The sequence below is a fragment of the Escherichia sp. MOD1-EC6098 genome (assembly GCF_002965865.1).
In the GTDB taxonomy this organism is placed as follows: Bacteria; Pseudomonadota; Gammaproteobacteria; order Enterobacterales; family Enterobacteriaceae; genus Escherichia; species Escherichia marmotae.
Window position 1 is genome coordinate 93999 of the sequence record NZ_PTSN01000015.1, and the last position, 12352, is coordinate 106350.

The window sequence follows — 12352 nt, forward strand, 5'->3', positions numbered from 1 at the left end:
GCGGCTCTTCACACACCATAGTGTTAATTACAGCAGTTCTTTCGCTTTCGCTACCACGTTTTCAACGGTGAAGCCGAACTCTTCGAACAGTTGCTCTGCCGGAGCAGATTCACCAAAGGTGGTCATACCGACGATAGCACCGTTCAGGCCAACATACTTGTACCAGTAGTCAGCAATACCTGCTTCCACTGCAACGCGTGCGGTGACGGCTTTCGGCAGTACGGATTCACGGTAAGCCGCGTCCTGTTTGTCGAACACGTCGGTAGACGGCATGGAAACTACGCGCGCTTTCACGCCTTCAGCAGTCAGTTTTTCGTATGCTGCAACCGCCAGCTCGACTTCAGAACCGGTGGCGATGAAGATCAGTTCCGGTTGACCGGCACAATCTTTCAGCACGTAACCACCGCGCGCGATGTTTGCCAGTTGCTCTTCCGTACGTTCCTGCTGCGCCAGGTTCTGACGGGAGAGGATCAGCGCGGTCGGGCCGTCCTGACGCTCAACGCCATATTTCCACGCAACGGCGGATTCAACCTGGTCACACGGACGCCATGTAGACATGTTCGGGGTCACGCGCAGAGAAGCAACCTGCTCAACCGGCTGGTGAGTCGGGCCGTCTTCGCCCAGACCGATGGAGTCGTGGGTATAAACCATCACCTGACGCTGTTTCATCAGTGCAGCCATACGTACAGCGTTACGTGCGTATTCCACGAACATCAGGAAGGTGGAGGTGTACGGCAAGAAGCCACCGTGCAGGGAGATACCGTTGGCAATCGCGGTCATACCAAATTCGCGAACACCATAATGGATGTAGTTACCGGCAGCATCTTCGTTGATTGCCTTAGAGCCAGACCACAGGGTCAGGTTAGACGGAGCCAGGTCAGCGGAGCCGCCGAGGAATTCCGGCAACAGCGGACCGAATGCTTCGATGGCATTCTGAGACGCTTTACGGCTGGCAATTTTAGCCGGATTAGCCTGCAGTTTAGCAATGAACTCTTTCGCTTTCGCGTCGAAGTCAGACGGCATTTCACCTTTCATACGACGGGTAAATTCAGCCGCTTCTTGCGGGTAAGCTTTCGCGTAAGCCGCAAACTTCTCGTTCCATGCAGACTCTTTCGCCTGACCGGCTTCTTTCGCATCCCACTGAGCATAGATTTCAGACGGGATTTCGAACGGCGCGTATTTCCAGCCTAGCTGCTCACGAGTCAGTGCAATTTCCGCATCGCCCAGCGGCGCGCCGTGGGAGTCATGCGTACCGGCTTTGTTCGGGGAACCGAAACCAATGATAGTCTTGCACATCAGCAGAGACGGTTTGTCAGTCACTGCACGCGCTTCTTCTACTGCGCGTTTAATAGCGGCAGCGTCGTGACCGTCAATACCGCGGATTACGTGCCAGCCGTAAGCTTCGAAACGCATTGCAGTGTCATCGGTGAACCAGCCTTCAACATGGCCATCGATAGAGATACCGTTGTCATCGTAGAACGCAATCAGTTTACCCAGCTTCAGCGTACCTGCCAGAGAGCAAACCTCGTGGGAAATGCCTTCCATCATGCAGCCGTCGCCCATGAAGGCGTAGGTGTAGTGGTCGACAATGTCGTGACCTGGACGGTTAAACTGCGCCGCCAGCGTTTTTTCTGCAATCGCCATACCGACTGCGTTAGCAATACCCTGACCCAACGGACCGGTGGTGGTTTCTACACCTGCGGTGTAACCCACTTCCGGGTGGCCCGGAGTTTTGGAGTGCAACTGACGGAAGTTCTTCAGCTCTTCCATTGGCAGATCATAACCAGTGAGGTGCAGCAGGCTGTAGATCAGCATGGAGCCGTGGCCGTTGGACAGCACGAAGCGGTCACGGTCAGCCCAGGACGGATTCTGCGGGTTGTGTTTCAGGAAATCACGCCACAGGACTTCGGCAATGTCAGCCATACCCATCGGGGCGCCCGGGTGACCGGATTTGGCTTTCTGTACTGCGTCCATGCTCAGCGCACGAATAGCATTGGCAAGCTCTTTACGTGAGGACATTTTGACTCCAGATCGGATGATGAAGGGCACGCCCTTAACGACTTGACGACAGCGCGTTTTGGGCTACGCCGGAAAATTTGCCAACAATTTACCGCAAGCCACGCGTCATGTACATGGAACATCCTTTTGCCGGTTCAGAAATCTCTGGATCATGCTCGCATGTTGCGCAATCTGCTCGCCCGTCCGCTGCGCTTTTCCTTATACTTAGACTGAGCGTCGATTCACCTGCAAACGGCGCATTTTTAGAATAATCCTGACTTTGTGCGGAAGAGAAAACATGAAAATTCGCGCCTTATTGATAGCAATGAGCGTGGCAACGGTATTGACCGGTTGCCAGAATATGGACTCCAGTGGGCTGCTCTCATCAGGAGCGGAAGCTTTTCAGGCTTACACTCTGAGTGATGCGCAGGTCAAAGCCCTGAGCGATCAGGCATGTCAGGAGATGGACAGTAAGGCGACGATTGCGCCAGCCAGTAGCGAATATGCTAAACGTCTGGCCACTATTGCCAACGCGCTGGGCAACAATATCAACGGTCAGCCGGTAAATTACAAAGTGTATATGGCAAAGGATGTGAACGCCTTTGCGATGGCCAACGGCTGCATCCGTGTTTATAGCGGACTGATGGATATGATGACTGATAACGAAGTCGAAGCGGTGATCGGTCACGAAATGGGACACGTGGCGTTAGGCCATGTGAAGAAAGGGATGCAGGTCGCGCTTGGAACAAACGCAGTGCGAGTAGCTGCGGCATCGGCGGGCGGGATTGTCGGTAGTTTATCTCAATCACAACTAGGCGATCTGGGCGAGAAATTAGTCAATTCGCAATTCTCCCAGCGTCAGGAAGCTGAGGCGGACGATTACTCCTATGACTTGCTGCGCCAACGCGGCATCAGTCCGGCAGGCCTTGCCACCAGCTTTGAAAAACTGGCGAAGCTGGAAGAAGGCCGTCAAAGCTCAATGTTTGACGACCATCCAGCATCCGCGGAGCGCGCCCAGCATATTCGCGACCGTATGAGCGCTGATGGGGTTAAGTAAGACCTGGTGGTGCCGAACGTAGGTCAGATAAGGCGTTTAGGCCGCATCTGACATATATGGCCAGAGCACATCGCCGGATGCGATGCTGGCGCATCTTATCCGGCCTACGGATGGCATCACATCCGGCGCTTACTCGCCCTTTTTCGCTGCCTGAATATACAGCATCTCCAGCGCCAGCGTTGCCGCTGCCAGAGCAGTGATTTCCGACTGATCGTATGCCGGAGCCACTTCCACTACGTCCATCCCAACGATGTTGAGATCTTTCAGGCCGCGTACCAGTTTAATGGCGCGATCGGAGGTCAGGCCGCCAATTACCGGCGTACCCGTTCCCGGCGCAAACGCAGGATCCAGGCAATCGATATCAAAAGTCAGGTAGACCGGCATATCACCAACAATCTGCTTCACCTGGGCGATAACGTCATCCACGCTGCGATCGTTCACCTGGCAGGCGTCCAGCACGGTAAAGCCGTTGTCTTTATCGAACTCAGTACGAATACCAATTTGCACGGAATGATTCGGGTCAATCAGACCTTCTTTCGGCGCGGTATAAAACATAGTGCCGTGGTCAAACTCACAACCGTTCGCGTAGGTATCGGTGTGGGCGTCAAAGTGTACCAGCGCCATTTTGCCAAAATGTTTAGCATGAGCACGCAGCAGCGGCAGCGTAACAAAGTGGTCACCACCGAAGGAGAGCATACGCTTACCGGCAGCCAGCAACTTCTCAGCGTGCGCCTGCAGTTTCTCGCTCATTTCACGGGCATCACCGAAGGCATATACCAGATCACCACAGTCGACGACATTCAGACGTTCACGCATGTCGAAATTCCACGGGAAGCGGTTGTGTTCCCAGGCCAGATTAGTCGAAACCTGGCGAATAGCTGCCGGACCGTGACGCCCCCCCGCACGACCAGAAGTAGCCATATCGAACGGCACGCCGGTAATTACCCAGTCAGCATCGCTGTCATACGGCTGGAAGTTCATCGGCAGGCGTAAAAAACCAAAGGCGTTGGAAACCAGTGAGTTATCGTATTGATGACCTAAGGTGCTCATGGATGGACTCCTTTTACAAAGTCGATATAAAAAAACCCTTCCGCGTCGTTAGGCCCGACGAGGAAGGGTTGGATTTGCGAAACACAAGTTTGTGCTAATTATCGCCCTAAATGGGTGAAGCATCAAGCGGGGTTGCTATTTACGACACGGTGGTGGAGCATAGCCATTGTTGTCTGCCGGAAAGGCTTGTCCAGAGCACGGCGGTAGCGCATTTTTCGCTGAGCCTTGTAATTCAAAAGCGGCAAAACCAATCACCCCTGTGTTACGTACATCGCCTTGCGCCGAATTGGCGGCGTAGGAATCAGCAACGTTGGCAAACTGAAAAGCAGCTTCGGTATGTTTATCTTTACGGAAACCTTTAATCGCTAACGAATCACCGGCATTCACAATATAGCCATTGTTATTCAGCGAACCTTGCTTGCCGTTCAGAACATCCAGCCCATCAACTGTGGCAACGATCTCATAGTTAGTGTTACGGCTATAGTTACGAACATATAATTGATAATTCATTCCCACTCTGGCATGAACAATATATCGAGGTTTATTATTCGATGAATCATATACCCGAGTAATAGGAAGCGAATTAAAATTAGCATCGCGAATAGCATATTCCAGTTCGTTAATCCGAATGCTATAAACGCGGTCGTATCCGGAAGGAATGTTAGTCGAATAACTAATAACGATCATCTCTGCCGGATCGCGCCAGGCGCGTTCAGCAGATACGCCTTGAACCGTTGAGTGCACATCCCCGCCCCAGGCAGTGCCGACATTGCCAGATGCACTACTATTATACTGCGCATTACTGGAACAACCTGCAAGCAGTACGAACAATCCCACCAGCGCAACGCGTACTTTCCATTTTTTCATAACCGATCCCTCTGCATTTAATTAATGCAGCGATTGTAGGGAGATTATATTAGAAGGAAAGTAACCAGATTATTTTTAAGAATATATAAATAAAAAGCGGGCCGAATTAATCAATTAAATCGGTCCGCCAGCAGAATAATCTTAATTATTCATCTTCAAGGTAGGTATAACCGTACAAACCTGCCTCGAACTCTTCAAGGAACTGTTGTTGCAGTTCGGCATCAAGATCGGTTTTCTTCACCTGGTCACGGAACTGGGTTAACAACGTTTTTGGATCGAGCTGCACATATTGCAGCATATCCGCAACGGTATCGCCCTCGTCAGACAGCTCCACTTCTACGCTGCCGTCAGGGAAGACGAACACGTCAACCGCTTCGGTATCACCAAACAGATTGTGCATGTTGCCGAGGATCTCCTGATAGGCACCGACCATAAAGAAACCGAGCATCGGCGGATTCTCCGGATCGTACTCCGGCATTGGCATTGTCGTAGCAATGCCGTCACCATCGATATAGTGGTCGATGGCTCCATCAGAGTCACAGGTGATATCCAGCAGCACAGCGCGGCGTTCCGGCACTTGATCCAGCCCTTCCAGCGGCAGAACCGGGAACAACTGGTCGATACCCCATGCATCCGGCATCGACTGGAATAGCGAGAAGTTGACGTACATTTTGTCCGCCATACGCTCCTGTAATTCGTCGATAATCGGGCGATGGGCGCGGTTTTGCGGATCCAGTTGCTTCTGCACTTCATGACACATGCTCAAATAGAGCTGTTCTGCCCATGCACGTTCTTGCAGATTGTAAGTGCCAGAAGAATAACCAATATGGATATCGTGCAGATCCATCTGGCTATCATGCAGCCATTCACGCAGAGAGCGGCGAGTTCCCGGTTCGTGCATCTCCTGCCAGGTTTCCCACATGCTTTGCAGTGCGCGCGGCGCATCCTCTGCTGGTGCGGTTGGAACGGTGTATTCGTTACGTTCCACACCGATAATATTGGAAACCAGCACAGTGTGATGCGCAGTCACCGCACGACCCGATTCGGTGATCACCGTCGGATGTGGCAGACCATTCTCTTCACAGGCATCGCCAATTGCCCAGATAATGTTATTAGCGTATTCATTGAGGCCGTAGTTCACCGAACAATCGGATTGCGAACGGGTGCCTTCATAATCCACGCCCAGACCACCGCCAACGTCAAAGCACTGAATGTTGACGCCCAGCTTATGCAGCTCAACATAGAAGCGCGCAGATTCACGAACGCCTGTCGCGATATCGCGAATATTCGCCATCTGCGAACCGAGGTGGAAGTGCAGCAGTTGCAGGCTATCGAGACGTCCGGCTTCACGCAGTGTCTCAACCAGTTGCAGTACCTGGGTTGCCGCCAGACCGAACTTCGATTTTTCACCACCGGAAGACTGCCATTTACCAGACCCCTGCGAGGCCAGACGCGCACGTACACCAAGACGAGGGATCACGTTCAGACGTTCCGCTTCATCCAGCACAATGGCGATTTCAGACATCTTCTCGATAACCAGATAAACCTTATGGCCCATCTTCTCGCCAATCAGCGCCAGGCGGATATATTCGCGGTCTTTATAGCCGTTACAGACGATGACGCTGCGGGTCATGCCAGCATGCGCCAGCACCGCCATCAACTCAGCTTTTGAACCTGCTTCCAGCCCCAGCGGTTCACCAGAATGAATCAGGGACTCAATCACGCGGCGGTGCTGGTTAACCTTGATCGGGTAAACGAGGAAGTAGTCACCGTTATAGCCATAGGATTCCCGCGCACGTTTAAACGCGGCGTTAATAGAACGCAAACGGTGCTGCAGGATCTGCGGAAAGCAGAACAGTGCAGGCAGGCGCTGGCCCTGCGCTTCGCGGGTCTTCACTAACTGCGCGAGATCAACGCGAGCTTCCGGGACGTCCGGGTCAGGGCACACGCTAATGTGACCCAGCTCGTTAACGTCATAGTAGTTATTGCCCCACCAGGCAATATTGTAAGTACGCAGCATCTTGCTGGCTTCCTGGGAGCTCATTGCAACCTCCTGCATGGAGCGTAGTACACCGTGTTCGCCCGCTGACGAAGGCAAACTCATAGACATGTCGTCAGACATAGCGAACCTCAAATTATTTTATTAAGTGTAAAACAGTTAACCACTATCGCAGCCTGAAACTGCGATAACAACCCATAAGCACACGGATTTTCCAGCAGCGTATGCTGACGCTCCGACTGCGCAACCGGTTTCTTTTTCATAACATTATTAAGCACATAACCGAACGTAAGTGTGACAGTCCGGCGAAACCACGAGAAAACTCTTGTATTTACAAGAGCGCCCTTGTTCAGTCATCAGTAACTGTTGCCAGCTCTTGAATCCTGAGAAGCGCCGAGATGGGTATAACATCGGCAGGTATGCAATGCAGAGATGCAGAGTGCGGGGAACGAATCTACACCAGAACGGTGCGACAGATTAAGCAGCAGACAACGATTCATTATTTCGTATCACCTCCACGGCCGCCTGCGAAGACGAACCAACAAGCTAAAACACTGATTTCAACCCGGCTGGAAGTGGCAACACGAAAGGAACGTCGTGTGCTTTTTATTTAAGCCGCGCGCCGCGTTTTATACCCCACAATGGCAGAAAATTGCAAAAGATAAATACACAGAATGCCAGCATTGTCAGGAAAAATTTCCAGCTACGTTTTTAACGGAATGAGATACGCTTCAAAAAAAAGTGGAAATCGGATGACGTCTTGACCTAAAATAGCCATCCAGATGTTAATCCATCCATACTGATTAACACTCAGACTGCCAGTGTTTTTAACCTGCAGAGTCGTGGAAGGAGCCACTACCACAGAAAATCCACACAACAGTTTGAGCTAACTAAATTCTCTTTAGGTGATATTAAATATGGCAAAACACCTTTTTACGTCCGAGTCCGTCTCTGAAGGGCATCCTGACAAAATTGCTGACCAAATCTCTGATGCCGTTTTAGATGCGATCCTCGAACAGGATCCGAAAGCACGTGTTGCTTGCGAAACCTACGTAAAAACCGGCATGGTTTTAGTTGGCGGTGAAATCACCACCAGCGCCTGGGTGGACATTGAAGAGATCACCCGTAACACCGTTCGCGAAATTGGCTATGTGCATTCCGACATGGGCTTTGACGCTAACTCTTGTGCGGTTCTGAGCGCTATCGGCAAACAGTCCCCTGACATTAACCAGGGCGTTGATCGTGCTGATCCGCTGGAACAAGGCGCTGGCGACCAGGGTCTGATGTTTGGCTATGCCACCAACGAAACCGATGTGCTGATGCCAGCGCCAATCACCTATGCACACCGTCTGGTACAACGTCAAGCTGAAGTGCGTAAAAACGGCACTCTGCCGTGGCTGCGCCCGGACGCAAAAAGCCAGGTTACTTTCCAGTATGACGACGGCAAAATCGTTGGCATCGATGCAGTAGTGCTTTCCACCCAGCACTCTGAAGATATCGATCAGAAATCCCTGCAAGAAGCGGTAATGGAAGAGATCATTAAGCCGATCCTGCCAGCAGAATGGCTGACTTCCGCAACCAAATTCTTCATCAACCCGACCGGACGTTTTGTTATCGGCGGCCCGATGGGTGACTGCGGTCTGACGGGGCGTAAAATTATCGTTGATACCTACGGCGGCATGGCTCGTCACGGTGGCGGCGCGTTTTCTGGTAAAGATCCATCCAAAGTGGACCGTTCCGCAGCTTACGCAGCACGCTATGTTGCGAAAAACATCGTGGCAGCGGGTCTGGCTGACCGTTGTGAAATTCAGGTTTCCTACGCGATCGGCGTGGCTGAACCGACTTCCATCATGGTAGAAACTTTCGGTACTGAGAAAGTCCCTACTGAACAACTGACCCTGCTGGTGCGCGAGTTCTTCGACCTGCGTCCATACGGTCTGATTAAGATGCTGGATCTGCTGCACCCAATCTATAAAGATACCGCTGCATATGGTCACTTTGGTCGCGAGCATTTCCCGTGGGAAAAAACCGACAAAGCGCAGCTACTGCGCGATGCCGCCGGTCTGAAATAATCTTTCATCCCCACTTTCTAAGGCCAGCCTCGCACTGGCCTTTTTCTTTTCTAAAAAATGCCCAATGCGCTACGCTTACCAGGCCTACAACCATTGCTACATGTAGGCTGGCTAAAACGTTCACGCCGCATCCGGCAAAAGCCGCCCACACGATAGCAACATTCCGTTGCTGAACACGTTTATCCGTAGTTCATCACAACAACTGAAACCGATTACACCAACCACACCAACCCAGTATTTATAATATTTTCATCATATTATTCAGTTTTCATGATTGTTACATTTCTTTTCAGCAAAGTCTTAATTGCAGATAACTTCGCTTAATCTATGATGTTATAACTCAATTTTTTTCATGTACTTAAATTATAACCACTATAAATGTTAGTGTAATCGATTACACTGATGTGACATGCTTCACATCTTTTTGCGTCGTACTCACCTATCTTAATTCACAATAAAAAATAACATATTGGAGGGCATCATGCCTGACGCTAAAAAACAGGGGCGGTCAAACAAGGCAATGACGTTTTTCGTCTGCTTCCTTGCCGCTCTGGCGGGATTACTCTTTGGCCTAGATATCGGTGTAATTGCTGGCGCACTGCCGTTTATTGCAGATGAATTCCAGATTACCTCGCACACGCAAGAATGGGTCGTAAGCTCCATGATGTTTGGTGCGGCAGTCGGTGCGGTGGGTAGCGGCTGGCTCTCTTTTAAACTCGGACGTAAAAAGAGCCTGATGATCGGCGCTATTCTGTTTGTTGCTGGTTCGCTGTTCTCAGCCGCAGCGCCAAACGTTGAAGTACTGATTCTTTCTCGCGTTCTGCTGGGTCTGGCGGTGGGTGTTGCTTCCTATACCGCGCCACTATACCTCTCCGAAATTGCGCCAGAGAAAATTCGTGGCAGTATGATCTCGATGTATCAGTTGATGATTACCATCGGCATTCTCGGCGCTTATCTTTCTGATACCGCCTTCAGCTACACCGGCGCATGGCGCTGGATGCTGGGTGTGATTATCATCCCGGCAATTCTGCTACTGATTGGTGTTTTCTTCCTGCCAGACAGCCCACGTTGGTTTGCCGCCAAACACCGTTTTGTTGATGCCGAACGCGTGCTGCTGCGCCTGCGCGACACCAGCGCGGAAGCGAAACGCGAACTGGATGAAATCCGTGAAAGTTTGCAGGTCAAACAGAGCGGTTGGGCACTGTTTAAAGAAAACAGCAACTTCCGTCGTGCGGTATTCCTTGGCGTGCTGTTACAGGTGATGCAGCAATTCACCGGGATGAACGTCATCATGTATTACGCGCCCAAAATCTTCGAACTGGCGGGTTATACCAATACTACCGAGCAAATGTGGGGGACAGTGATCGTTGGTCTGACCAACGTACTCGCCACCTTTATCGCTATTGGTCTGGTTGACCGCTGGGGACGGAAACCGACGCTGACGCTGGGCTTCATGGTAATGGCTGCTGGCATGGGCATACTGGGTACGATGATGCATATCGGTATCCACTCACCGTCGGCGCAGTATTTTGCCATTGCCATGCTGCTGATGTTTATTGTCGGTTTTGCCATGAGCGCAGGTCCGTTGATTTGGGTACTGTGTTCTGAAATTCAGCCGCTGAAAGGCCGCGATTTTGGCATCACCTGCTCCACCGCCACCAACTGGATTGCCAACATGATCGTCGGCGCAACGTTCCTGACTATGCTCAACACGCTGGGCAACGCCAACACCTTCTGGGTGTATGCGGCTCTGAACGTGTTGTTTATCCTGCTGACATTGTGGCTGGTACCGGAAACCAAACACGTTTCGCTGGAACACATTGAACGTAATCTGATGAAGGGTCGTAAACTGCGCGAAATCGGCGCTCACGATTAATCGTCTCTGGCTTCCTCCCGTCGCGGAGGAAGCCACCTCTTGCAGTCATCTTTTCTTCGCTTTATCCTCAGCCGCTATGAAAACGCCCCGTCTCCCTATCGCCATCCAACAGGCCGTTATGCGTCGTCTGCGGGAAAAACTCGCCCAGGCCAACCTGAAGCTGGAGCGTAATTACCCGGAGCCAAAAATCGCTTACACCCAGCGTGGTACATCCGCCGGTACTGCCTGGCTGGACAGCTATGAAATTCGTCTCAATCCGGTGCTGTTGATGGAAAACAGCGAAGCTTTTATAGAAGAAGTCATACCGCACGAGCTGGCGCATTTACTGGTGTGGAAACACTTTGGTCGCGTGGCACCGCATGGCAAAGAGTGGAAATGGATGATGGAAAGTGTGCTGGGTGTTCCCGCCCGCCGCACGCATCAATTTGAGCTACAATCCGTACGCCGCAACACCTTCCCCTACCGCTGTAAATGCCAGGAGCATCAGCTTACCGTGCGCCGCCATAACCGTGTGGTGCGTGGAGAGGCCGTCTATCGCTGCGTTCATTGCGGCGAACAACTGGTTGCGAAATAACCACCTGAACTATCAGGAACTTTCCTGATCTGGCTGATTGCATAGTAAAACAACTTTCGCTACGTTGCTGGCTCGTTTTAACACGGAGTAAATGATGTACCGTTATTTGTCTGTTGCTGCGGTGATACTGAGCGCAGCATTTTCCGGCCAGGTATTGGCCGAAGGCATCAATAGTTTTTCCCAGGCGAAAAATGCGGCAGTAAAAGTCTATGCTGACGCACCGGGAACATTTTACTGCGGCTGTAAAATCAACTGGCAGGGTAAAAAAGGCGTTGTGGATCTGGAGTCATGCGGATATCAGGTACGCAAAAATGAAAATCGCGCCAGTCGTGTGGAGTGGGAACACGTGGTTCCCGCCTGGCAGTTCGGCCACCAGCGTCAATGCTGGCAAGACGGCGGACGTAAAAACTGCGCCAAAGATCCGGTTTATCGCAAAATGGAAAGCGATATGCATAACCTGCAGCCCTCGATAGGCGAAGTGAACGGCGATCGCGGCAACTTTATGTACAGTCAGTGGAATGGTGGCGAGGGTCAGTATGGACAGTGCGCCATGAAGGTGGATTTCAAAGAAAAAGTGGCGGAACCACCAGCTCATACGCGAGGCATCATTGCCAGAACTTATTTCTATATGCGTGACCAGTACAACCTGACACTCTCACGCCAGCAAACGCAACTGTTTAACGCCTGGAACAAGATGTATCCGGTCACCGATTGGGAGTGCGAGCGCGACGAACGCATTGCAAAGGTGCAAGGCAATCATAACCCGTATGTGCAACGCGCTTGCCAGGCGCAAAAGAGCTAACCTACACTAGCGGGATTCTTTTTGTTAAACCCCTACCCCACGCAGGCAACTGCGTGG

11 protein-coding genes and 1 pseudogene are annotated in these 12352 nt (G+C 51.6%); 5 read left to right on the top strand and 7 right to left on the bottom strand.

What is annotated here, in order from left to right; genetic code table 11:
• Positions 1–27: 27 nt before the first annotated feature.
• On the bottom strand, positions 28–2019 hold the full coding sequence (gene tkt / locus C0K55_RS16265) for a transketolase (RefSeq protein ID WP_001517051.1): 1992 nt from the start codon (positions 2017–2019) through the stop codon (positions 28–30).
• Positions 2020–2296: 277 nt separating this feature from the next.
• Between tkt and loiP the strand changes: the two genes are divergently transcribed.
• Positions 2297–3055, top strand: a complete 759-nt coding sequence (loiP, locus tag C0K55_RS16270) for a metalloprotease LoiP (protein WP_000701822.1) — start codon at positions 2297–2299, stop codon at positions 3053–3055.
• A gap of 129 nt (positions 3056–3184) precedes the next feature.
• Here loiP and speB read toward each other — a convergent pair whose 3' ends face one another.
• The 6 genes and pseudogenes from speB to C0K55_RS26920 form a co-directional block, all read right to left on the bottom strand.
• Entirely contained in the window at positions 3185–4105 is a 921-nt protein-coding gene (gene speB / locus C0K55_RS16275) for an agmatinase (protein ID WP_000105566.1), read from the bottom strand.
• A gap of 135 nt (positions 4106–4240) precedes the next feature.
• Positions 4241–4972 carry a hypothetical protein gene (locus C0K55_RS16280; protein WP_000758927.1) on the bottom strand — a complete coding sequence of 244 codons (732 nt, stop codon included), beginning with the start codon at positions 4970–4972 and terminating at the stop codon, positions 4241–4243.
• 145 nt (positions 4973–5117) lie between these two features.
• Positions 5118–7094 (bottom strand): biosynthetic arginine decarboxylase, encoded by a 1977-nt coding sequence (speA, locus tag C0K55_RS16285; protein WP_016249181.1) that lies wholly within the window; start codon positions 7092–7094, stop codon positions 5118–5120.
• 8 nt (positions 7095–7102) lie between these two features.
• On the bottom strand, positions 7103–7234 hold the full coding sequence (gene yqgB / locus C0K55_RS16290; RefSeq protein WP_001338822.1) for an acid stress response protein YqgB: 132 nt from the start codon (positions 7232–7234) through the stop codon (positions 7103–7105).
• Positions 7235–7327: 93 nt separating this feature from the next.
• Positions 7328–7471 carry a protein YqgG gene (gene yqgG / locus C0K55_RS26915; protein WP_269446598.1) on the bottom strand — a complete coding sequence of 48 codons (144 nt, stop codon included), beginning with the start codon at positions 7469–7471 and terminating at the stop codon, positions 7328–7330.
• 110 nt (positions 7472–7581) lie between these two features.
• Positions 7582–7833, bottom strand: a pseudogene (locus C0K55_RS26920) (hypothetical protein).
• Between the two features lie 55 nt (positions 7834–7888).
• On the opposite strand from C0K55_RS26920, the gene metK reads away from it, so the two are divergent.
• From metK to endA, 4 genes are all read left to right on the top strand, one after another.
• Positions 7889–9043 carry a methionine adenosyltransferase gene (gene metK / locus C0K55_RS16305; protein WP_001062125.1) on the top strand — a complete coding sequence of 385 codons (1155 nt, stop codon included), beginning with the start codon at positions 7889–7891 and terminating at the stop codon, positions 9041–9043.
• A gap of 481 nt (positions 9044–9524) precedes the next feature.
• Positions 9525–10919 carry a galactose/proton symporter gene (gene galP, locus C0K55_RS16310; protein WP_105266614.1) on the top strand — a complete coding sequence of 465 codons (1395 nt, stop codon included), beginning with the start codon at positions 9525–9527 and terminating at the stop codon, positions 10917–10919.
• Between the two features lie 76 nt (positions 10920–10995).
• Positions 10996–11493: a SprT family zinc-dependent metalloprotease gene (locus C0K55_RS16315; RefSeq protein ID WP_105266615.1), complete on the top strand. Its 498-nt coding sequence runs from the start codon at positions 10996–10998 to the stop codon at positions 11491–11493.
• A gap of 94 nt (positions 11494–11587) precedes the next feature.
• Positions 11588–12295, top strand: coding sequence for a deoxyribonuclease I (gene endA, locus C0K55_RS16320; protein ID WP_000286521.1), 708 nt, complete (start codon positions 11588–11590; stop codon positions 12293–12295).
• Positions 12296–12352: the final 57 nt, after the last annotated feature.

Bases quoted from the DNA above. Each gene is read 5' to 3' on its own strand.
- tkt (WP_001517051.1), bottom strand. From the start codon at position 2,019: ATGTCCTCACGTAAAGAGCTTGCCAATGCTATTCGTGCGCTGAGCATG.
- loiP (WP_000701822.1), top strand. From the start codon at position 2,297: ATGAAAATTCGCGCCTTATTGATAGCAATGAGCGTGGCAACGGTATTG.
- speB (WP_000105566.1), bottom strand. From the start codon at position 4,105: ATGAGCACCTTAGGTCATCAATACGATAACTCACTGGTTTCCAACGCC.
- C0K55_RS16280 (WP_000758927.1), bottom strand. From the start codon at position 4,972: ATGAAAAAATGGAAAGTACGCGTTGCGCTGGTGGGATTGTTCGTACTG.
- speA (WP_016249181.1), bottom strand. From the start codon at position 7,094: ATGTCTGACGACATGTCTATGAGTTTGCCTTCGTCAGCGGGCGAACAC.
- yqgB (WP_001338822.1), bottom strand. From the start codon at position 7,234: ATGAAAAAGAAACCGGTTGCGCAGTCGGAGCGTCAGCATACGCTGCTG.
- yqgG (WP_269446598.1), bottom strand. From the start codon at position 7,471: ATGAATCGTTGTCTGCTGCTTAATCTGTCGCACCGTTCTGGTGTAGAT.
- metK (WP_001062125.1), top strand. From the start codon at position 7,889: ATGGCAAAACACCTTTTTACGTCCGAGTCCGTCTCTGAAGGGCATCCT.
- galP (WP_105266614.1), top strand. From the start codon at position 9,525: ATGCCTGACGCTAAAAAACAGGGGCGGTCAAACAAGGCAATGACGTTT.
- C0K55_RS16315 (WP_105266615.1), top strand. From the start codon at position 10,996: ATGAAAACGCCCCGTCTCCCTATCGCCATCCAACAGGCCGTTATGCGT.
- endA (WP_000286521.1), top strand. From the start codon at position 11,588: ATGTACCGTTATTTGTCTGTTGCTGCGGTGATACTGAGCGCAGCATTT.